Source organism: Streptomyces buecherae, assembly GCF_014295035.1.
GTDB classification, from domain to species: Bacteria; Actinomycetota; Actinomycetes; order Streptomycetales; family Streptomycetaceae; genus Streptomyces; species Streptomyces youssoufiensis.
Map to the genome: position 1 here is coordinate 6,352,151 of NZ_CP060404.1, position 21,627 is coordinate 6,373,777.

Annotated in this window: 15 protein-coding genes, 3 tRNA genes and 4 pseudogenes; 17 read left to right on the top strand and 5 right to left on the bottom strand. The window is 70.7% G+C overall.

Going from position 1 to position 21,627, the window contains the following annotated elements:
* Positions 1-227: 227 nt before the first annotated feature.
* The 4 genes from H7H31_RS25120 to H7H31_RS25135 all read left to right on the top strand — a co-directional run bounded on the left by H7H31_RS25120 (position 228) and on the right by H7H31_RS25135 (position 5,421).
* The gene (locus H7H31_RS25120) at positions 228-1,517 is read left to right on the top strand and encodes an NAD(P)/FAD-dependent oxidoreductase (protein WP_187063471.1); all 1,290 of its coding nucleotides are present in this window, start codon (positions 228-230) and stop codon (positions 1,515-1,517) included.
* Between the two features lie 42 nt (positions 1,518-1,559).
* Positions 1,560-2,042 carry a GNAT family N-acetyltransferase gene (locus H7H31_RS25125; protein WP_187063472.1) on the top strand — a complete coding sequence of 161 codons (483 nt, stop codon included), beginning with the start codon at positions 1,560-1,562 and terminating at the stop codon, positions 2,040-2,042.
* A 65-nt stretch (positions 2,043-2,107) separates the two neighbouring features.
* Complete coding sequence (gene dnaG, locus H7H31_RS25130; protein WP_187063473.1) at positions 2,108-4,054, top strand: DNA primase; 1,947 nt, start codon at positions 2,108-2,110, stop codon at positions 4,052-4,054.
* A gap of 80 nt (positions 4,055-4,134) precedes the next feature.
* A complete protein-coding gene (locus H7H31_RS25135) occupies positions 4,135-5,421 on the top strand; it encodes an RNA polymerase sigma factor (protein WP_187063474.1) in 1,287 nt (428 codons plus the stop codon).
* Positions 5,422-5,462: 41 nt separating this feature from the next.
* On the opposite strand, the gene H7H31_RS25140 is transcribed toward H7H31_RS25135, so the two are convergent.
* A complete protein-coding gene (locus H7H31_RS25140) occupies positions 5,463-6,905 on the bottom strand; it encodes an FGGY family carbohydrate kinase (protein WP_187063475.1) in 1,443 nt (480 codons plus the stop codon).
* A 368-nt stretch (positions 6,906-7,273) separates the two neighbouring features.
* Positions 7,274-7,573, bottom strand: coding sequence for a YtxH domain-containing protein (locus H7H31_RS25145; protein WP_187061509.1), 300 nt, complete (start codon positions 7,571-7,573; stop codon positions 7,274-7,276).
* Positions 7,574-7,809: 236 nt separating this feature from the next.
* Here H7H31_RS25145 and H7H31_RS25150 point away from each other — a divergent pair.
* The 10 genes and pseudogenes from H7H31_RS25150 to H7H31_RS25205 all read left to right on the top strand — a co-directional run bounded on the left by H7H31_RS25150 (position 7,810) and on the right by H7H31_RS25205 (position 14,684).
* Positions 7,810-7,882 (top strand) — tRNA-Asn (locus H7H31_RS25150).
* A gap of 5 nt (positions 7,883-7,887) precedes the next feature.
* Positions 7,888-7,960, top strand: a tRNA-Asn gene (locus tag H7H31_RS25155).
* Positions 7,961-8,157: 197 nt separating this feature from the next.
* Positions 8,158-8,231 (top strand) — tRNA-Ile (locus tag H7H31_RS25160).
* 200 nt (positions 8,232-8,431) lie between these two features.
* Positions 8,432-8,957, top strand: a pseudogene (locus H7H31_RS25165) (transposase); the annotation flags it as partial.
* 88 nt (positions 8,958-9,045) lie between these two features.
* A pseudogene (locus H7H31_RS34350) lies at positions 9,046-9,788 on the top strand (IS3 family transposase); the annotation flags it as partial.
* 114 nt (positions 9,789-9,902) lie between these two features.
* Complete coding sequence (locus H7H31_RS25185) at positions 9,903-10,901, top strand: IS481 family transposase (RefSeq protein WP_187061513.1); 999 nt, start codon at positions 9,903-9,905, stop codon at positions 10,899-10,901.
* A 17-nt stretch (positions 10,902-10,918) separates the two neighbouring features.
* A pseudogene (locus H7H31_RS25190) lies at positions 10,919-11,373 on the top strand (integrase core domain-containing protein); the annotation flags it as partial.
* 253 nt (positions 11,374-11,626) lie between these two features.
* Positions 11,627-12,814, top strand: coding sequence for an AAA family ATPase (locus H7H31_RS25195; RefSeq protein ID WP_232110070.1), 1,188 nt, complete (start codon positions 11,627-11,629; stop codon positions 12,812-12,814).
* A complete protein-coding gene (locus H7H31_RS25200; RefSeq protein ID WP_187061516.1) occupies positions 12,811-13,473 on the top strand; it encodes a DUF4276 family protein in 663 nt (220 codons plus the stop codon). The genes H7H31_RS25195 and H7H31_RS25200 overlap by 4 nt, the downstream gene beginning before the upstream one ends.
* 275 nt (positions 13,474-13,748) lie before the next feature.
* On the top strand, positions 13,749-14,684 hold the full coding sequence (locus H7H31_RS25205) for a hypothetical protein (RefSeq protein WP_232110071.1): 936 nt from the start codon (positions 13,749-13,751) through the stop codon (positions 14,682-14,684).
* A 99-nt stretch (positions 14,685-14,783) separates the two neighbouring features.
* Here H7H31_RS25205 and H7H31_RS25210 read toward each other — a convergent pair.
* Positions 14,784-15,149, bottom strand: a pseudogene (locus H7H31_RS25210) (acyl-CoA dehydrogenase); the annotation flags it as partial.
* Between the two features lie 831 nt (positions 15,150-15,980).
* On the opposite strand from H7H31_RS25210, the gene H7H31_RS25215 reads away from it, so the two are divergent.
* The 3 genes from H7H31_RS25215 (at position 15,981) to H7H31_RS25225 (ending at position 19,707) form a co-directional block, all read left to right on the top strand.
* Complete coding sequence (locus H7H31_RS25215) at positions 15,981-16,535, top strand: hypothetical protein (protein ID WP_187061518.1); 555 nt, start codon at positions 15,981-15,983, stop codon at positions 16,533-16,535.
* Between the two features lie 908 nt (positions 16,536-17,443).
* The gene (locus H7H31_RS25220; RefSeq protein WP_372456001.1) at positions 17,444-18,127 is read left to right on the top strand and encodes a GntR family transcriptional regulator; all 684 of its coding nucleotides are present in this window, start codon (positions 17,444-17,446) and stop codon (positions 18,125-18,127) included.
* A gap of 248 nt (positions 18,128-18,375) precedes the next feature.
* Positions 18,376-19,707: an amidohydrolase gene (locus H7H31_RS25225; RefSeq protein WP_187061020.1), complete on the top strand. Its 1,332-nt coding sequence runs from the start codon at positions 18,376-18,378 to the stop codon at positions 19,705-19,707.
* Between the two features lie 52 nt (positions 19,708-19,759).
* On the opposite strand, the gene H7H31_RS25230 is transcribed toward H7H31_RS25225, so the two are convergent.
* Together H7H31_RS25230 and H7H31_RS25235 are read right to left on the bottom strand one after the other, a co-directional pair.
* Positions 19,760-20,383, bottom strand: coding sequence for a response regulator (locus tag H7H31_RS25230; RefSeq protein WP_187061021.1), 624 nt, complete (start codon positions 20,381-20,383; stop codon positions 19,760-19,762).
* Positions 20,380-21,504 (bottom strand): sensor histidine kinase, encoded by a 1,125-nt coding sequence (locus tag H7H31_RS25235; protein WP_187061027.1) that lies wholly within the window; start codon positions 21,502-21,504, stop codon positions 20,380-20,382. The genes H7H31_RS25230 and H7H31_RS25235 overlap by 4 nt, the downstream gene beginning before the upstream one ends.
* Positions 21,505-21,627: the final 123 nt, after the last annotated feature.

Genomic DNA, 21,627 nt, shown 5'->3' on the forward strand with positions numbered 1-21,627 from the left:
GGCACCGCCTCGCGCGGCGGTGCCGCGCCGGCCTGGCCTCCGGCTGGCCCGTCCGGCGTAGTGCCCCTTCCCGCGGGCCGCTCGGTGCGGGACCCTCCTCCCTGTGGTGGGACGGCCGGGGTGTACACCAGACGTTCATGCTGGGTGTACGCGCGGGCACACATCCGCACAGGCGAACCGGGGCACCCCGGGCGCAGGCGTACCGCGCGCGAGCGAGGAGGCGACAAGTGGTCGACGCACATCGGACGTTCGTCATCGTCGGAGGAGGGCTTGCGGGGGCGAAGGCCGCCGAGACGCTCCGGGCCGAGGGCTTCACCGGCCGGGTGATCCTCATCTGTGACGAACGCGACCACCCCTACGAACGCCCGCCACTGTCCAAGGGGTTCCTCAGCGGCAGCCAGGAGCGCGACAGCGTCTTCGTCCACGAGCCGGGTTGGTACGCGCAGGCCCACATCGAACTCCACCTCGGCCAGCCCGCCGTGCGACTCGACCGGGAGGCCAAGTCCGTACGCCTGGGCGACGGCACCCGCATCCACTACGACCGGCTGCTGCTGGCCACCGGCGCCGAACCGCGCCGCCTGGAGATCCCCGGCACCGACCTGGCCGGCGTGCACCACCTGCGCCGCCTCGCCCACGCCGAGCGGCTGCGCGGCGTGCTGGCCTCGCTCGGGCGCGACAACGGGCACCTGGTCATCGCCGGGGCCGGCTGGATCGGCCTCGAAGTCGCCGCCGCCGCCCGTGGCTACGGCGCCGAGGTGACCATCGTGGAGCCCGAGCAAGGGCCGCTGCACACCGTCGTCGGGCCCGAACTCGGCGCGCTCTTCACCGACCTGCACGGCTCGCACGGCGTCCGCTTCCACTTCGGCGCCCGGCTCACCGAGATCACCGGCCAGGACGGCATGGTGCTGGCCGTGCAGACCGACGACGGCGAGGAGCACCCCGCGCACGCCGTGCTCGCCGCGATCGGCGCCGCGCCCCGCACCGCGCTCGCGGAGGCCGCGGGGCTGGAGATCGCCCCGCGCACCGGCCCGGCCCGCGGTGGCATCGTCGTCGACGCCGGCCTGCGCACCAGCGACCCGGACATCTTCGCCGCCGGCGACGCCGCCGCCTTCCCGCTGCCCCAGCTCTCCGCCGGGCTGCCCGCGGGCGAGCGGCTGCGCGTCGAGCACTGGGCCAACGCGCTCAACGGCGGCCCGGTCGCCGCCCGCGCCATGCTCGGCCAGGACGTGACGTACGACCGGGTGCCGTACTTCTTCTCCGACCAGTACGACGTGGGCCTGGAGTACTCGGGCTACGCGCCGCCCGGCAGCTACGCGCAGGTGGTGTGCCGGGGGGACGTCGGCAAGCGCGAGTTCATCGGCTTCTGGCTGGACGTCCGGGGGCGGCTGCTGGCCGGGATGAACGTCAACGTGTGGGACGTCACCGAACCGATCCAGGCCCTCATCCGCTCCGGCGCGCCGCTCGACCCGGAGGCCCTGGCCGACCCCTCGGTCCCGCTGGCCTCGCTGCTGCCGTAGGGCGCGGCCGGCCGCCCGGGCCCGCTCCCGTAGCGTGGCCGTATGCCGATCGTCACGTCCGTGGTCCCGGTGGCGGAGATCTTCGACCTGCGCTGGTCGGTCCTCCGCCCCGGGCAGCCCCGCGCGAGCGCCGTCTTCCCCGAGGACGACGCGCCCGGCGTCTTCCACCTCGCCGCCTACCCGGACGCCGACGCCACGGCGCGCCCGCTGGCCTGCGCGACGTTCTTCCCCGACCCGCTGCCGCCGGCCGCGGCCGACCTGGCCGGGCCCCGGGGCAGCGCCGGGAGCGCCTACCGGTTCCGCGGCATGGCCAGCACCCCCGCCGCCCGGGGCCAGGGCTACGGGGTGGCCGTGCTGCGCGCCGGGCTGGCCGAGGCAGCGGCCCGTGGCGCCCGCTGGACCTGGTGCAACGGGCGCACCTCGGCCCGTGGCTTCTACGAGCGCCACGGCTTCGCGGCCGTGGGGGAGGAGTTCGACGTCCCCACCATCGGCCCGCACCTGATCTTCGTCATCGAGTCCCCGTGACCGTGCTGGCGGTCCCGGCGGTCCTGGCGGACGGGAGTGTCGGGGGCCACCCGTAGAATTCACGCGTGGCAGGACGGATCAATGACGACGACGTGAAGGCGGTCCGGGACGCGGTCCCGATCGACGCCGTCGTGTCCGAGTACCTCCAGTTGCGCAACGGGGGCGGCGGCAACCTCAAGGGCCTGTGCCCCTTCCACGACGAGAAGTCCCCGTCCTTCCAGGTCAGCCCCAGCAAGGGCCTCTTCTACTGCTTCGGCTGCCAAGAGGGCGGCGACACGGTCGACTTCATCATGAAGATCGACCACCTGTCCTTCGCCGAGACCATCGAGCGCCTCGCCGGCGTCGCCGGCATCACGCTCCGCTACGAGCAGGGCGGGTACACCCCCGGCCGCCAGCAGGGCGAGCGCACCCGCCTGGTCGAGGCGCACAAGGTGGCCGCGCAGTTCTACGTCGAACAGCTCGCCAGCCCCGAGGCCGAGATCGGCCGCGCCTTCCTCGCCCAGCGCGGCTTCGACCAGGCCGCCGCCGAGCACTTCGGCGTCGGCTACAGCCCCGCCGGCTGGGACCACCTGATCCGCTACCTGCGCGGCCGGGGCTTCAGCGACAAGGAGCTTCTGCTGTCCGGGCTGGCCCAGGAGGGCCGCCGAGGGCCCATCGACCGCTTCCGGGGCCGCCTGATGTGGCCCATCCGCGACATCACCGGCGAGGTCATCGGCTTCGGCGCCCGCAAGCTGCGCGACGACGACAACGGCCCGAAGTACCTGAACACCCCCGAGACCCCGCTCTACCGCAAGTCCCAGGTGCTCTACGGCATCGACCTCGCCAAGAAGGAGATCGCCAAGACCAACCGGGCGGTCGTCGTCGAGGGCTACACCGACGTCATGGCCTGCCACCTGGCCGGCGTCACCACCGCCATCGCCACCTGCGGCACCGCCTTCGCCGGCGAGCACATCAAGATCCTGCGCCGGTTGCTGATGGACAACTCGGGCTCCGAGGTCGTCTTCACCTTCGACGGCGACGCCGCCGGCCAGAAGGCGGCGCTGCGCGCCTTCGAGGACGACCAGAAGTTCGCGGCCGAGACCTCGATCGCCATCACCCCGGGCGGCATGGATCCCTGCGAGCTGCGGCTCGCGCAGGGCGACGCGGCGGTGGCCGACCTGGTGGACAGCCGCACCCCGCTGTTCGCCTTCGCCATCCGGCACGTCGTCGGCCGGCACAACCTGGACACCGCCGAGGGCCGCGCCGCGGCGCTCGAAGCCGCGGCGCCCATCGTCGCCAACATCAAGAACAGCTCCATCCAGCACGAGTACGCGGTGACGCTGGCCGGCATGCTGGGCATCCTAGACACCCAGTTCGTGGTCCGCCGCGTCTCCCAACTCGCCCGCTGGAACCGCGAGCGCGGCCAGCGCGGTGGCCCCTCCGGCGCCCGTGGCAACGGCTCGTACGGCCGTGGCGACGGCCCGGCGGGGCGTGGCGAGCCGCACGGGCCGGCGGGGCAGCGGAGCGCCGCGCCGCCCGGGCTGCGCGGCCCCGCGCTCAACCTGCGCAGCCCCGCCCACCGCGTCGAGCGCGAGCTGCTCAAGCTCGCCCTCCAGCGCCCCGAACTGGTGGCCCCGGCCTTCGACGCGTACGGCGCCGACGAGTTCACCGCCCCGCCGTACGCGGTGGTCCGCGAGGTCATCGAGCAGGCCGGCGGGGTCTCCATGGCCGACGCGGACTACGTGGCGCGGGTGCGCGAGGCCGCGCCCGACGACACGGTGCGCGCGCTGGTCACCGAGTTGACCGTGGAGCCGCTGCACACCCGCCGCGACGCCGACGAGGTGTACGCGGGCGTGCAGCTCGTCGCCGTCCGGCTGGCCGCCGTCAACCAGCGGATCACCGAGATCCGTGGCACCCTCCAGCGCCTGGGCCAGCAGGCGGACCCGGCCCACCTGGCCGCCGTGCAGAACGAGCTGTGGGTCCTCCAGCAGTACGGGCAGTCGCTGCGCGAGCGCGGCGCCGCCGCGCTGTAGCCGTCCGGTCACGCACCGGACGCAGAAAGTGCCCGCACGCCCCTCGTGGCGGAAGTGTGTCGTGCCCCACACTGGAGCCGGTGCCTGAGCTTTCGGAGCGCGGCGGTGGTGGCCGGACGGGCACACGTTCCCCCGCGCGTCCACTCACGACGTACGGGACGGGTGGCGGTCAGCCCGCGGCCGCCCCGCTGCCGAACGCCGCCCCCGATCCGGCGGCGATCACCCTGGAGGTCGCCCGCGTGCAGACCCGGACCCGCACCGCCGCGGCGAGCGTCGTGCCGCCGCAGAGCCTGCCGCCCCGCCACCCGGAGGACACGACCGAGCCCGCCGCGCCAGAGCCCGCCACTCCGGAGCCCGCCACGCCGGAGTCCGTCGCGGCGGATGCCGCCCAGCCCGCCGCGCGGGAGGAGCCGGAGCCTGCCGTCGCCGTGCCCGCGCCGCGGCTGGACGCCACCGGCCCCTCGTCCGACCTCTTCCGCCAGTACCTGCGCGAGATCGGCCGCATCCCGTTGCTGTCGGCGGCCGAGGAGGTGGAGCTGGCCCGCCGCGTGGAGGCCGGCCTGTTCGCCGAGGAGAAGCTGGCCGGCGCCGTCGACCTGGACTCCCAACTCGCCCTGGACCTGGACCGGTTGGTGGTGCTCGGCCGCATGGCCAAGCGCCGTCTGATCGAGGCGAACCTACGGCTGGTGGTCTCGGTGGCCAAGCGGTACATGGGGCGCGGCCTGACCATGCTCGACCTCGTCCAGGAGGGCAACCTCGGGCTGATCCGCGCGGTGGAGAAGTTCGACTACGCCCGTGGCTACAAGTTCTCCACGTACGCGACCTGGTGGATTCGCCAGGCCATGTCCCGCGCCCTCGCCGACCAGGCCCGCACCATCCGGGTGCCGGTGCACGTCGTCGAGCTGATCAACCGGGTGGTACGGGTGCAGCGCCGGATGCTCCAGGAGCGCGGCCAGGAGCCCACCGCGGCCGAGGTCGCCGAGCACCTCGGGGTGCCGGAGGAGCGCGTCAGCGAGGTGCGGCGGCTGGCCCAGGAACCCATCTCGCTGCACACGCCGGTCGGCGAGGAGGACGACGTGGCGCTCGGCGACCTCATCGAGGACGGCGACGCCACCTCGCCGGTGGAGTCCGCCGCCTTCCTGCTGCTGCGCGAGCACCTGGAGGCGGTCCTGTCCACCCTCGGCGAGCGCGAACGCAAGGTCGTCCAACTGCGCTACGGCCTCACCGACGGCCGCCCGCGCACCCTGGAGGAGATCGGCCGCATCTTCGGCGTCACCCGCGAGCGCATCCGCCAGATCGAGTCCAAGACCCTGGGCAAGCTCCGCGACCACGCCTTCGCCGACCAACTCCGCGGCTACCTGGACTGACGCCGCCCCGCCGACACCTCACCGGCGGGCCGGCACCCGCCTCAGGCGTTGGGGTTCCAGCCGAACGCCTCCGGGTGGATCTGGTCGCGGACCGCGCCGAACTGCTGCCGCACCGACTGGCCCACTGTCAGCTCGTCGCCCGGCTCGAAGACCTGGCTCGCCGCGGCCGGCCAGTGCGGCGGCGTGTGCGGCGCCAGGGTGCCGTGCGCGACGCCGAGCGCCCACGCGGCCTGCCGGGCCGCACCGATGGCCGCGTAGTCCGCCGGCTCGGGCACCACGATCTGCGCGCCCAGCAGCGACGGCGCGATGGCCTGCACCGCCGGCAACCCGGCCGCGGGCCCCAACAGGAACACCCGCCGCACCTCGACGCCCCGCCCGCGCAACACGTCCAACGCGTCCGCGAGCCCGCACAGCATGCCCTCGAACGACGCCCGGGCCAGGTGCTCGGGCCTCATGCTCTCCCGACGCAGACCCGACAGCGTGCCCGCCGCGTGCGGCAGGTGCGGGGTGCGCTCGCCCTCCAGGTACGGCAGCAACACCAGGCCGTGCGAGCCGGGCGTGGACTTCACCGCCAGCTCGGACAGCCCCTCCAGGTCCGTACCCAGCAGCTCGGCGGTGCCGCGCAGCGCCCGGACCGCGTTGAGCGTGTGCACCACGGGCAGGTGCATGCCGGTGGCGTCCGCGTACGAGGTGATGGTGCCGGTCGGGTCGGCGAGGGCCTCGTGGTGCACGGCGAACACCGAGCCCGAGGCGCCGAGCGAGACCACCGCGTCACCCAGGGAGACCCCGAGCCCGAAGGCGGCGGCCATGGTCTCGCCGGTGCCGGCCGAGATCAGCAGCCCCTCGGGCGTGTGCCCGGCGGGCTCGGCGGGGGCGATGACCTCCGGCAGCCGGACGGGATGGCCGAGGGCCAGCTCGGCGAGGTCCGGCCGGTACTGGCCCGACGCGGCGGACCAGTAGCCCGTGCCGGACGCGGCACCGCGGTCGGTCGTGCGCCGGCCGGGCCGCCCGAGGAGCTGCCACACCAGCCAGTCGTGCGGCTGGAGCACCTCGGCCGCCCGCCGCGCCGCCTCCGGCTCCGCGCGCGCCAGCCAGCGCAGCTTCGCCACCGCCTGCCCGGCGTGCGGCACGGAACCGACCGCCTCGGCCCAGGCCGGCCGGCCGCCCAGCGCGTCCACCAGGTCGGCGGCGGCGGTCTGCGCACGCTTGTCGTTGCCCAACATCGCGGGCCGTACGAGCACCCCACCCGCGTCCAGGACCAGCAACCCGTTCTGCTGGGCGGAGACGCCGATGGCCTGCACCCCCTCCAGCAGCCCGCCGTCCGCGGCCTCCCCCAACGAGAGCAACCACGCCTGCGGGTCCACATCGACCCCGGTGGCGGGGTGCGGCGCGTAACCCTGCTTGAGCACGGCGCCCGTGTCCGTGTCGCAGACGACGACGCGCGTGCTCTCCGACGAACTGTCCAACCCGGCGACTATCCCCATGGGCCCCGATAATGCCTCATCGCCCGCCACCCACCGCGCCACGGTCGACCACACGCCCCCCGGCGCCGCCCCGCGCGCCGCCCTGACCTGCCCGGATCGCCGACCGCCGGGCGCGGGCCGGCCACGGGCCGGACGCATGCCGGCCGGGGGCGGGCCGTGCCACGGGCCGGACGCATGCCGCCGGGGGCGGGAGGGGGCCCGCGAGAGCGGCCGGTGAGGGCGCCGGGTGAGGGAGGACACGAGGGCGGCCGGCGAGGATGGTCCGCGACAGCGGCCGAAGCGGGCGGCTGGCGAAGGCTTGGAGAGAGCACGACGGGCGGGCCCGGGGGATCTGCCCCGGGCCCGCCCTCCGCCGATGAGCGGCTGCCCTAGGTGTTGCTCGTGCCCCAGTCGTCCCCCGCGCCGTTGCGCTGCTCGCGCAGGGACTGGACGCGGGCCGACACCGAGTCGGGGAGCCGGTCGCCGAACCTCGCGCTCACGACGTCGAACGCCTTACCGGCCGCCTCGCGCCCGCTGTGCGCGGCGGCCTCGGCCGTATTGCGGACCGCCGGGTTCTGGGAGACCCGCTGCGCTTTCTTGCGCAACTGCTCGTACCGTTCGCGCCCGGCCCGTGCGCCGAGCACGTAGCCGACGGCGACTCCGGTGATGAACGTCAGCCGGTAGCGCATCACTCCACCTTTCCTGGCTTCTCCGCTGCCCCTTGAGCGAGCGGAACACAACAGCCCCGCTGGGTTGTGCTGCCCGCCTACCCGCCAGGGCTGGTGATCATCCTCCGATCACTCCCTGATCATCCAGGGGGAACCGATTGGCGAAGCACCCCCCTGCTTGCGCTAATGTATGTGTCGCAGCGAGCGCGCGCCCCCCGGGAAGCCGGAGGGAGGCGCAATCGAGGCACACGGAGCAATCCCCTGTAGCTCAATTGGCAGAGCAGCCGGCTGTTAACCGGCAGGTTACTGGTTCGAGTCCAGTCGGGGGAGCTCGGTCCCCTGTAGCTCAATTGGCAGAGCATTCGGCTGTTAACCGGAGGGTTACTGGTTCGAGTCCAGTCGGGGGAGCTGAAGAAAGAGCCCCGTAAGGGGCTTTTTTCATGCCCGTTTCAGGCCCCCGGCACGGATTCCTCCGCCCCGGGAACCGCTCACCGGTGCTCCACAGTCCTCATCATTGCGCGATGCGGACCCTCAGGGGCAGCAGATCGTATGAGCGGCTATGCTGCGGCAGACGACGCGCACAGTTGTGCGCGACGCGCCGTTACGGGGCGGTAGCTCAGCCGGTTAGAGCAGCGGACTCATAATCCGTCGGTCGTGGGTTCGAGTCCCACCCGCCCCACTCGGCGCTTCCTGTGCAGGATCGTTCTGAGCTGCGGGAACGTGGGCTGCGCGGCGGGTTTCCGTGCGGTTCTCGCCGCGCGCCGTGCGGTACCGAACCGCTGTCGCCTTGTGGCAGCGCACTACAGGTGCGTCTGACCTGGCCTTTTGTGGCGATCACTTGAGAAAGTGTTGGGGAATACTCCCACGGTCCATCTGCACGCCCTAAGACCTTGGCGCCGTCCTCGGGTGGTGCACAATCCAGGCAAGGCCTGCTGGACGTTGCCCTCGCGGTCGCGCTGGGCGGGGACTGCCTCGCGGATCCTGCCATGCTGCGGGCCGAGCCAGCCGTGTTCGGTCCGGTGGCCTCCGACCCGACGGTCTCCCTTCTCATCGCTCTCGCGGCGGCCGGGCCGAAGGCCCTGCACGCGATCCGGGCCGCGCGGGCCGAAGCGCGCGAGCACGTCTGGGATCTGGCCAAGGACGCGGCCCCGGACGCCACAGGTCAGGTGATCGTGGACCTGGGCAGGGCGCTGGTGCTGGCCCATTCCGAGAAGCAGGGTGCCATCGCAACCTGGAAGAAGTGCCTCGGACATCATCCGTTGATGGCCTTCGTCGACACGGAAGCGGTGGCAGCGGGGAGCCGGTGGCCGGCCTGCTCAGGCCGGGCAACGCAGACAGCAACACCGCCGCCGATCAAATCACCACGGCCGTCCCGATCGCCGCCCTCGAACTACGACACCGTCAACGCGTACGGGCCGAGGACCGCATGAGGCTGACCCCGTGGAATGGACACCCTGACAATGGATCTTGATGGTCCAGGGAGGGATGTCCAGGTGGGACGCAGGTCTCCATATTCGGAGGAGTTCAGGAAGGGTGCGGTCGCGCTCTTTCGAGCTGCGGATGGGAAGCGGACGTACGCGGCGGTGGCGGCGGATCTCGGCATCACTGCGGAGTCGCTGCGGACGTGGGTCCGCAAGGACGCGGCCCGAGCGGTGCCCGGACGCCGTGACGCGGGCGGGAGCGGGGCGGACGAGCTGAACCGGTTGCGGGCGGAGAACGCCCGGCTGCTCAAGGCTGAGCAGGAGTGGCGCCTGGAGCGCGAGATCCTGCGCCGGGCAGCCGCCTATTTCGCTCGAGAGATGAAGTGAGATTCCGCCGCTGGGACTTCATCTCCGAGAACCGCGCCGATTTCGGCGTCCAGCGGATCTGCCGGGTGCTCGGAACGTCCCGCGCCGGCTACTACCGGTACCTGGCCACCGCACAGGAACGTGCGGAACGCCGGGCCGAAGAGAAGCGGACCGTGGCCGAGATACGCGCCATCCATGCCGAACACCAAGGGGCATAGGGTGCGCCGCGCGTCCATGCCGAGCTGCGGGTGAGGGGGCGGAGTATCAATCGAAAGCAGGTGACTCGGCTGATGCGGGTCAACGACATCGTCGGCCGGCACCTACGGAGAAACAAGCGGACGACGATCGCGGACAGGGCCGCGCCGCCCGTGCCGGACCTGGTGATGCGCGACTTCACCGTGGACACGTTGAACACCAGGTGGTGCGGCGACATCACCTACCTAGCTGTCCTGTCCGGGGAGGTTGTGGACAGGTGAGCCAGGTCTCGGTTGTGGGTTGTTGAATGGGTGAGGGCCTTCCGGTTCGGTGTGGACTGCGACGTCTACACCAACAGAAAGGCCCTCGTGCCCCACCGTAATGCACCCCTGACCGAGACCGGACGCCTGCGCCTGGCCCGCTGCGTGGTCGAGGACGGCTGGCCGCTTGGGCGGGCCGCCGAACGCTTCCAGGTCTCACCCACCACCGCCCAGCGATGGGCCGACCGCTACCGCACGCACGGAGAAGCGGGCATGGCGGACCGCTCCAGCCGGCCCCACCACAGCCCTGGCCGCACCCCGTCCCGCACCGAGCGACGGGTCATCAAGGTCCGCCTGCTGCGCCGATGGGGACCGGCCCGCATCGCGCACTTCCTGCACCTGGTGCCCTCGACCGTGCACCGCGTCCTGACCCGCTACCGCCTGGCCCGCCTGTCCCATCTCGACCGGACCACAGGCCGCATCGTGCGCCGCTACGAACGCGAGCGGCCCGGTGAGCTCGTCCACGTCGACATCAAGAAGCTGGGCAACACCCCCGACGGCGGCGGGCACAAGGCCCACGGCAGGGCCCAGGGCAGCCGCAACAGCTCCGCCCACCGCGACCCCACCCGGCCCCGCAGGCGCCATGGCCGCCCGAACCTGGGCTACAGCTACCTGCACACCGCCCTCGACGACCACTCCCGCCTCGCCTACAGCGAGATCCACACGGATGAGAAGAAGGAGACCGCTACCGGCTTCTGGCAGCGCGCCCACACCTTCTTCCACCAGGCCGGGATCACCGTGGAGCGGGTACTGACCGACAACGGTTCCTGCTACCGCTCACGCGACTGGCGCGACGAGCTGGCCCGGGCCGGCATCACCCACAAGCGCACCCGGCCCTACCGACCCCAGACCAACGGCAAAGTCGAACGCTTCCGCCGCACGCTGCTGGACGAGTGGGCCTACGCCCGCCCCTACCACTCAGAGCAGGAACGACGCGACGCCTTCCCCGGCTGGCTGCACACCTACAATCACCACCGCGGACACACCGCACTCAAAGGCCAACCACCCACCAGCCGCGTCCCCAACCTCACGGGTCAGTACACCTAGCCGTCGGTTCGACGTAGCTCTACCTCGCCACGGTGATCGACATTTGATCGAGGAAGGTCGTGGGTGGTCGATCGCGAACCACATGCGGACCTCGCTGGTCACCGACGCGATCGAGATGGCCGCGGCTTCCCGCGGTGGCCGGGTCACCGGCGTCGTTTTCTACGCCGACAGGGGCACCCAGTACAACGCGGCCGCCTTCGCTGATGTCTGCCTGCGGCACGGTATCCGCTGCAGCATGGGCCGGGTCGGCTCAAGTTACGATAATGCCCTCGCCGAGTCGTTCTTCCAGGGCCTCAAACGCGAACTGCTGCACGGACGCCGCTGGACCTCGAAGGCACAGACCCGGCTCGAGCTGTTCCGCTGGCTGTCGTACGACACCCGGCGTCGTCGCCACTCCGCACTCGGCTACCGAACACCGGCCGAGTTCGAACAACAACTGATCACGACACGTACGCTGTCGCTTGTCACATGAAACCCGGTGTCCACTCCCAGGGGCAACCTCAACGCCGACCTCAACCCCGACCGCGGCCTCACCCTCACCCCACCGTGCCTCACCACACCCCGCCACTCATCTACGATGTGACGGCGGAACCGTGCATGAGCCAGCTCCCGACTGAGTGGCACGTTCACATGGCCGGTGCACCTGGGCACGGTAGTGGTCAGTCGGCATCCGCGCTCGACTCGTCAGACCCGTGGCAGGGCAAGGAGTGTTCATGCGGCCTCCCGTGATCGAGGCGATCAAAATTGAGAACTACCGAGTTCTCCAGAACGTGGAAATCAAGAAACTCAAGCCCTTCACGGTGCTCGTGGGTCCCAATGGCAGCGGGAAGTCGACGCTTTTCGACGTCTTCGCCTTTCTGGAGACCTGCTTCACTCGCGGTGTCCGCAGCGCCTGGGATCGCCGGGGCGGGGCACGAGAGCTGCGTTCGCGTGGCGCGGACGGGCCAGTGGCCATCCAGATCTCCTACCGTGAACACCCGAAGGAGAAGCTGCTGACCTATCGGCTGGAACTGTCGGAGTCCAAGGGCCGTCCGATGGTCAGTCGCGAGCAGTTGCGCTGGACGCGGGGCGCGGCCCAGGGAAGGCCCAGCCATATCCTCGACTTCCATTCCGGCCATGGCTATGTGATGGACGAGGAGACCGGAGCGAAAGCAGTAGAGGACCTGGACAGTCCTGACACCCTTGCGGTGAACGCGCTGGGTCAGTTCCGGTCGCATCCACGTGTCATGGCTCTGCGCCGCTTCATCTCCGGATGGTACCTCTCCTACCTCTCCGTCGCCGAGGAACGTAAATCGCCCGCCGCTGGCCCCCAGGAACGGCTCTCCCAGTCGGGCGATAACATCAGCAACGTCCTCCAGTACCTCAAGGAAAACCATCCGAGCCGGCTGGCCACCGTCATCGAGGCACTGACCGAGACCGTCCCCACACTGGAGAGCATCGGCTACGAGAGCTCGCCGGACGGCCGACTCATCTTGTTCATCAAGGACGCTCCTTTCGAGAAGCCGGTGCTTGCCAGTAACGCCTCGGACGGCACGCTTAAACTCCTCTCCTACCTCACCCTCCTCTATGACCCCGATCCGGCGCCCTTCATCGGCATCGAGGAACCGGAGAACCACCTCTACCCCACAGTCCTGCCCGGCCTCGCCCAGCAGTGTCGGATGTCCAGCGGTAAGTCGCAGGTCGTGGTGACCACGCACTCACATGAGTTCATCAACTCCTGCAAGGTCGACGAAGTGGTGGCGCTCTACCGTGACGAGTCCGGCTACACACGAGTGATCCGCCCGAACGAACTCCCAACGATCGTCGACATGATGGACAACGGAGCACAGTTGGGAAACCTCTGGCAAGAGGGCTACTTTGACAGCCTGCCCGAGCCGAGGACGTCCGTGAACGACCCGGGGGCTGAGGAGTGAAGCGCACCAAGGACCGGCGGGCGCAGAAAGCGGACTCGCGTCCGAGGGTCGAGCTGGAGGTGCTGGTCGAGGAGGAGTCCGCGAGCGAAGCCCTCAAGCCGTTACTCGCCAGAGTTCTCCAGGGCAGCGATGTGCAGTTGCGGATACGAAGGTTCCAAGGGAAGCCCGACCTGCTGAAGAAGCTGCCGGACCGGCTGCTCGGTTGCGCTGCCGCCCGCCGCCGCGGTAGCGATGTCCGGGTGGTCGTGCTGGTGGACCGGGACAACGACGACTGCGCCACGCTCAAGAAGGATCTGGACCGCTTCGCACGACAGGCCGGCCTCACGCCGCGTGTGGACGCGTATAACGCTGGGTGCTTCGACGTACTGAACCGGATCGCGATACGTGAGTTGGAGAGCTGGTACTTCGGCGACTGGGACGCCGTGCGCAAGGCGTTCCCCAAGGTTGCCAAGGAGGCACCTAGGGCATACCGGGCCAACCCGGATCTGCCTGCGGGCAAGGCATCCGACGTCTTCGAGAAGATACTGAGTTCCAGTGGCGTGAGGATCGCCTCCAAGCCGGAATGGGGACGTCGGATCGGACCCAGGCTGAGTGTCGAGGAGAACAGGTCTCCCAGCTTCCACGCCTTCCTCAGTGGCGTACGGGCACTCATCGCCTAGCCTTAGCTTGACTCTGTCGGGGATCTTGGGTTTGCCGAGGTCAGGTGCCCAGGGTTCGCCAGGACTTCGACCGGGGTATCTCGCGCTGATCGAGGTAGTCCTGGAAGGCCGTGGGTCGGCGGGGTGTGGAAGGTGCCTCGGCCGGTGACTTCCGCTGAGGCGCTCGATGTTGACGGCAATGGCCGTCAGGACATGCCATCCCCGCCCTGAGCGAAGCCTTCAAGGACCCTCGGCGGAAGCTGCCCGACCTGTGGGGATGGCACGAAGCGGAGAGAATGTATTGGCTGATCGAGGTCAAGGGCGACAACGTCGGCGTCGGCACGCTCCGCAAGGGGTGGGCACAACTGGAGGCCGGCAGCAAGATACTCGGCTCGTACGCCCACCGCACCGTCCTGGTCAGAGCGTCCGTACGGCCCGGAGATGACCTCTTCCTTACCATCGACCACGACCTGCACCCCGGCCAGCCGTCGCTCAGCCCGGACGGGCCTGGCACCGACGACGAGGCTGCGGCGAGCCCAGGCAGCCTCGAAGACCACCTCGGCGACAACGACGACGCGCTCATCGGCGCGGCCCGCGCCCAGATGCTCGCCTACCTGGCGCTGCGCTCTGCTCCCGCCTCTCATCTGCGCACGGTGCCGGTACCGGCCGACCGCGCTGCCCGCCAACGGCGCTCCGGGTTGACCACCCCCCTCGAGGACGACGGCCTCACCCTCGCCTTGCGGGCCGACGCCCGCGGAGCAGCGCCCCACGTCGAGCAGCACGCCCTGCGCGCGGGCATCCGCACCATGGGGCTCGACGACTTCCTCACCTGTCGAATCCCCGGAACCGAGGTCCACCTCGCCATGTCCGGGAAGCTGTTCGCCGCTTGCGAACGCCTTCACGAGGAAGACCTCGCCATCGCCAGGCGCACCCCGGGGCTACGCGCCGAGGATCAGATGGCCGTCGACCAGGGGCTCAGCGAGGACGCTCAGGAAGTACAGCGACTCACCCAGCGGCGGATCTTCCACGAGCAGCAGGAGGCTCGTCCCCAGCTGCGCCCTCTTATCCGGGACGCCTACGAGCGGGGTGCGATGATCGACTGGAGCGACCTGCTGCACCGCCCGCAGGAACCGGAGCTCGATCTAGAGGGCGACAAGGGTCTCCTCGAGGCGGCGACGCCTGAGACATATCTAGCCGTCAGCCGCTACGACCTGCCCCCGATCCGCGCCTAAGCTGGCAGCGGGCCGAGATCGGTACCCGCGCGGTCTGCGTTCCGCAGCATGTGCGCGCCGAGGACCGCGTGGGCGAAAGCGCTGTCACAACGTTCTATGTCAGGCGAGGATGAGTGGCCCGCCGGTCAGATATGAGGCCAGCGAGTCGGTCGTCTGCAACCGCGCCGGCGGGTGCAGAGCCAGCCCAAGGGCGCCAGTGGCGAGGTGACCGACCTCGTCAGGGTCCAGGGAGCCCAGGCTGCCGGTCAGTTCAACCGCGCGGGGGGCCACCCGGGAGATGGTGTCCTGCACGCCGTAGCGTACATACAGCGAGTCGGCGAACGTCGACTCGTCCGGGCCGCTGTCATCGATCCGACGGGCGATGTTCTCCGCAGACGACATCGCGCCCTCGATCTCCACGACCGACCGAACCCTTTCGGACTCGGGCACCTGGTCATCGGCCAGCACCCGCTCGATGGTCTGACGGTGCCAGACCGCAGCGGCTCAGGACATTCGTGGCGGACGTCTTGCTGATGGGGCACAACGACAGCGGCGACCAGGGTGCATAGGCATGGTGGTCCGCTTCAAAATGAGGCGGACCACCACATGCGCCATCGACGGGCCTTAGCCAACAACGCCTTCGTGCGGGGATTCGCTTCGTAGGTGTTCGCCGATTGCCGGCTCCGGGGCCCCGGGCCGACGCCGTCGACGGACCAACCACCCTGCCGCCGCCACGAGGGCCGCAGCAATCACGGCCCCGATCACCTCTACCAAGACCTCCTTGCCCATGGCCTGCCAGGAGAATGCCAAGCCCAACACCGGACCTCCCACCGCTCGACAACGCGTCGTAGACCAGCGTGCGATGGCGGTCGGCTCCCCAGACGTCGATGGACGCTTGATGGCAGCGTCAGACAAGATTGGACGGAATCGGACGCTATGACGCGGGGGACAAACGAGATGGCCCACCTGAGAAGGCCTGACCTGCCTCAAGGACCTCTGAAGGAGCTGAACTCAGCTCTGCACAATCTGCATCTAAGAGCTGGACTGCCATCCATTCGCGACCTGGTGATCAGAATCGGTGTTGGCGTAGCCAGTAGGAGCCGGGTCCATGACGCCTTCAGCAGCACCCGTGTTCCGACATGGGGCCTCCTGCAAGTCCTGGCAGCCGCCCTCGTCGAGACCGCACCAGGGGCCGACCTTGTGGCCGAGGAGGCGCGACTGCACTCCCTCTGGTTAGCCGTCACTGCAACAGATTCGGATCCAGCACTGCAGGGGGAGCCCATCACGATGGGTCAGAATGAACACTCCCTTCCCCGTGTGGAGCCGATTCTGGTTATGCGCGTTGCCTGGGCGTCGCCGCCCTCTATGGTCGACGTGCCGCGGAGGCGAGCTCTGCGGCGATGTGTCACCGCGGCGCTGGAAGACACCGGATACCTCACCCCCACATATCGCCGCGACGGAGGCGCAGGCTGCACTGTCGCGCTCTTGGCTACGCATGAAAGGCCAAGCCTTACCGCCTCGGTATTTCTTGACGCTGTGGACTACGGATTCGCCGAACAGGGGCTGGAACTGCGGTTCTTGGCGCACTTGGCTCAACCAACCGGCCAGCAGCCGCAGAGCGTAAACGAGACCGTGGCGGATCTTGATACGTACTGTGGGGCCGCCCGGGTGAAAGACTGCTGGGATCTGGTGCGCATGGAGGACGCCTATATCGACTCGCGGCCGACTGCCGCGATTGTGCATGGGATTGATCCCAATGCGCACCACGACCTTCGGGGTGTCTGGAGCAAGGCAGATCTGGAAGTTCCCTGGCGTAAAGGGGCGGAAATCGAAACCTTCTGGTACCGCACGAATAGTAGTGCTCCCTTCTAGGTACACACTCCTGCAGGTCAGCATGATCGGTGGTCTCAGGTGACGGCCAGCTGAACCACGACGGGCCGCGTTACTCGGAGCCCAGGCTCGAGGGCTCGGGATGTCACTGGTCCAGTAAGGCACTCCGCTGCGCCCGGATATTCGCGTCCCGGCTCCCTGCCTACGCAGATGAGGCTCGCTACCCACGTGCTCTCAGGCGGCCAGCCTGCCGTTGTCCCCTCAGGAGACGCGCAAGGGACGGAAGGATCGGGAAAGGCCCGGATTCGACCGGTCAGACACGGCAGACCGAGAGGCCGGGTAGAGCGCCTGACCTGCAGCAACGGGAAGACCGCTGCAAGATCGGGAAGGCTCGAAAAGGACTCACAATCCGTCGGTCGTGGGTTCGAGCCCTAACCGCCCCACTCGGCCCTGTGAAGGATCGTTCTGCGCTGCGGGAATGCGAGTGTGAGGGGCGCCACTTCAGGTGGTGCCCACGGTTCAGGTGTGGTGGAGCCGCTGGCTCGCCGAGGTGGCCCACACCCCCGGCGGGTCTTTCTGACTCGGCAAGCTATCCGGCAGGCTTCGTGGCGGCGTCGAGCCCAGCGTTTACAGATCGTCGGGCAAAAGCCGGAAAGCCTTGTGGCCGGTCAAGGGTCGGGCCATGCGGAAGTGGTGGCCCGTGGTGGACATGGCGTCGGTTCGGTACGCGGCGGCCAGGACCATGCTCGTCGCATCGGCCAATCCAATGCCCTTTCCGCCGTCAGCGTCTGCCTACCCTTCGGCGACAGCGATCGCCGCGCTCAGGTGCTCGGCGACTAGGGAACCTCGTATCGGTAGCGCGCGCCGCTGGTTAGAGACGCGCGGACCCGACCGCACGGTCACGCCGCCGTATTCTCGCCAGGGGACACGGAACGCGAAGGGCGATGCGGATGGCGGGCGGCGGGGCGGGTCTGGTGGGGGAGCCCGTGGAGGGGCGGGTGTCGTTGAGCGCGCGGGCGCGGGAGGCGGTGCGGCAGCGCATCGTGGACCGGCGCTACGCGATGGGCTCGCGGCTCGTCGAGCGCGAGGTGGCCGAGGAACTGCGGATGTCGCGGGTGCCCGTGCGTGAGGCATTGCGCGCCCTCGTCTCCGAGGGGCTGCTCGAACTGTCGCCGCACAGCGGGGTGCGGGTGCGCACGCTGGAGCCGGTCGACGTGCGGCACCTGTACGAGGTGTGGGAGCCGCTGGCCGTGCAGGCGTCGCGGCTGGCGGCGCGACGCGTGGCCGCGACCAAGGAGCCGGAGGGGCTCGCCGCGCTGCGCGCGTTGCTGGAGCGGGCCGAGAGCGCGGCGGCCGGGGAGGCCGACCGGGAGGTCGGCGCGCACACCGCGTTCCACGAGCAGATCGTGGCGCTCGCCGGCAACCCCCTGTTGGCGCGGACCATGGAGCAGTTGAGCTGGCAGCTCCAGTTGTTGTTCGGGCTGCGCGAGGAGCCGGCCCAGATGCGGGCGCAGCACGCCGAGATGTTCCGGCACATCGCCGCGGGGGACGAGGAACTGGCGGCGGCCAGCACGCTGCTGCACGTGCGGGACAGTCGCACGGTGGCCCTGCGCTCACTCTTCGGCGACACGTAGCCACCCACCGGCCGTGTATACCGAGGGCACGCGGGTTGCTGCCCGGCGGGTCGGCAGGTGGGGATTCGAGTCGGATCGCTCGCCTGGAACGGCGGGCAATGGGGAGATTTCGTCGCGAAGGGGACCGGCGAGTCCGGGGTGATCTTGTCCCGCTCCGGGGCTTGGTATACAAAATCTGGAGGCGGGGTCCGGGCCCCGCGCGGTGTCGCGCCGCATGCCGCCGCCCCCTCGACCCAAGGAGACCGGTCATGGTTCCCCCTCCGCTGTCCCGCCGTCACGCCCTCGCCAGCGCCGCGCTCGCGGGCGCCGGCACCGCGCTCTCCGCGTCCGCCGGTCAGGCGTCCGCTTCCGACGCGCCCACCTCGCAGGCGGCGGCCGGCCACGGCAGCCGCGGGCGTCCCGGGAAGGCGGTCGTCTTCCGTGACGTACGGCCGTTGGGGGCGAGGACTCCCGTGGACCTGACGGTGGTCGACGGACGCTTCACCGACGGCCCCGCGCCCGCGGGCGCGCGGATCATCGACGGCGGCGGTCGTATCGCGCTGGCCGGCCTCGTCGACGCCCACATCCACCCGGACAAGACGACCTGGGGCGGCGACTGGGTCTCGCGCCAGCCGGCCTCGGGTATCGCCGAGTACTGCGAGCAGGACGTCGCGTTGTTCCACGGCCAGCGTCGCCCGGTGGCGGAGCGCGCCCACGCCCTGCTGGCCCACGCGGTGACGCGGGGCACCCGCGCGATGCGGGCGCATGCCGACGTGGCCCCGGCCTACGGCCTGCGGGGGCTCGAAGGCGTCGCCGAGGCCCGCGAGCGGCTCGCGCACGCGCTCGACGTACAGGTCGTGGCCTTCCCGCAGCACGGGGTGGTACGCACCCCCGGCACGGCGAAGCTCCTTGAGGAGGCGGCGCGCAGCGGCCTGGCCGATCTGGTCGGCGGCATCGACCCGATCAGCTTCGACCACGCGCTCGACGAACAACTCGATCTCGTCTTCGGTCTCGCCGACCGCTACGGCGTGGGGGTCGACATCCATCTGCACGACCGGGACGAGGAGGGCGTCCGGGTGCTGCGCGGCATCATCGAGCGCACCAGGGCGCTGTCGCTGCGCGGCAAGGTGACCGTCAGCCACGTCTTCTGCCTGCCGTTCCTCGACAGGGGCGAGTTGGAGACCATGGCGAGGGACCTGGCGGAGCAGGACGTCGCCCTGACGACCGTCGCCCCGAGCGGCTCCCTGGTCCTGCCCCTGGCGACGCTGCGCGAGCACGGGGTGCGCGTGGGCCTGGGCTCGGACGGGGTGCGCGACGCGTGGAGTCCCTTCGGCAACGCCGACATGCTGCACCGCACGCACATCCTGGGCTGGGTCACCGGGGTGCGCCTCGACGACGAACTGGTGGGATGCCACACGCTTGGCACGCACGGCGGCGCCGACGTGCTGGGCCTGGACCGGGTGGAGTTCAAGCCGGGCGACCCGGCGGACTTCAACCTGCTGCGCGGCGAGTGCGTACCGCAGGTCGTGGTGGACATGCCGCGCCGGGACATGGTCGTCCACGGCGGCCAGGTCGTCGCCCGCGACGGCGAACTCGTCTGAGGGGACCGCCCGCGCGGCGGGCTCGGACGGCGCGGGCGGGCCGGCCGCGCCGTCAGGAGAGCAACCGTTGTTCCTTCGCCACGGCTACCGCTCCCGCGCGGGTCTCCACGCCCAGCTTGTCGTAGATGCGGCCGAGGTGGGTCTTCACCGTGGCTTCGGAGACGAACAGGGCGCGGGCGATCTCCCGGTTGCCGAGCCCGCGCGCCAACTGGCGCAGGATGTCCAGCTCGCGGGCGGTGAGCGTGGGCCCGGGCGCCCGCATCCGGGCCATCACCCGGCTGGCCACCGGTGGCGAGAGCGCGGTGCGCCCCCGCGCCGCGGCGTGGATCGCGGCGAACAACTCCTCGGGCCGCTCCGCCTTCAGCAGGTAGCCGGTGGCGCCGGCCTCGATGGCGCGCGTGATGTCGGCGTCCGTGTCGTACGTCGTCAGCACGAGCACCCGCACCCCGGTTCCGGAGATCTGCCGGGTGGCCTCGATGCCGTCCATGCCGGGGCCGAGTTGGAGGTCCATCAGGACGACGTCGGGGGTGAGCTTCGCGGCGAGCGCGACCGCTTCCGCGCCACCGCCCGCCTCTCCGACGACCTCGATGTCGGGGGCGCTGCCGAGCAGGGCCAGCAGGCCCGCCCGTACGACGAGGTGGTCGTCGCAGACCAGGAGACGGACCGGGGCGTTCATGGGTTCTCCAACGGGATCGCGGCGGACAGGACGGTGCCCTCGCCGGGTGCCGACTCGATGGTCAGGGTGCCGCCCAACTGCCGTACCCGGGCGTTGATCGCGGGCAGTCCGTGGCCGCGCATGCCCGCGGCGGACACGGCGGCCGGGTCGAAGCCCCGGCCGTCGTCCGCGACGTCGAGGGCGACCAGGTCACCGAGGTGGGTGAGGGTGAGTTGGGCGGTGTGGGCACCGGAGTGCTCGCGTACGTTGGCGAGGGCGCCCTGTGCGATCCGTAGCAGCGCCGACTCCACCCGAGCGGGCAGTTCGGTCTCGGTCCCCTCGACCCGGCAGCGTACGGTCAGCTCCTCGGTGGACTCGCGTGCGGCGAGCAGCCGCAGCGCCGCCGGGAGGGAACCGCCCTCGTTGAGGTCGGCGGGGGCCAGGTCGTGGACGAAGCGGCGGGCCTCGGCCAGGTTGTGCTCCGCGATGCCCGCCGCCGCGCGCAGGTGGCCCCGGGCGGTGGCGGGGTCGGTGTCCCAGATCCGCTCCGCCGCCTGGAACAGCATGCGCTGGCTGGACAGGCCCTGCGCGAGGGTGTCGTGGATGTCCATGGCGAGCCGCTGCCGCTCGGCGAGCATGCCCTCGCGCCGTTCGGTGGCGGCCAGGTCACGGCGGGTGCGGACCAGGTCCGCGATCAGGGCTTGCTGCCGGGCGGCCTGCCGGTCCATGTGGACGAAGACCGCGATCGCCAGCGCGGCCACGGCGGGCGGGGCGATCAGCAGGTTGGGGTCCAGGCCGGATACCAGGCGCTGCTGGGCGACCACCATGAACGTGGTCAGCAGCGCGGCCAGGCTGAGCGCGGCGCGCGGCGGCAACGTACGCAGCCCCGTGTAGAACAGCGGCACCGCGCACCACCCGAAGCTGGGAGCGAGCACCACGAGCACCACCCAGACGGCCACTTCGGCGCCGAGCCACAGCAGCCTGCGCAGGGTGGGACGGGAGCCCATCGCGGGGCCGAAGGCGTAGAGCAGGCCGAGGACCGCGCTGAGCGCGACGATCCACACCGTGTGCGGCGACCCCGGGTGCCGGATGAGGTAGCGGGTGAGGGAGGCGGCGAGCAGCAGGAAGAAGGCCGCGTGCATGACCGCCGAGAGCCAGCGGGAGTCGCGCTCACCCGCGCTGGTCGGCTCGTCGGGGCCGACCCGGGTCGAGCTCACGGCCGTGCCCCCGCGAGGTCCCTGGAGGCTGTGCCCACCCGTGCGCTC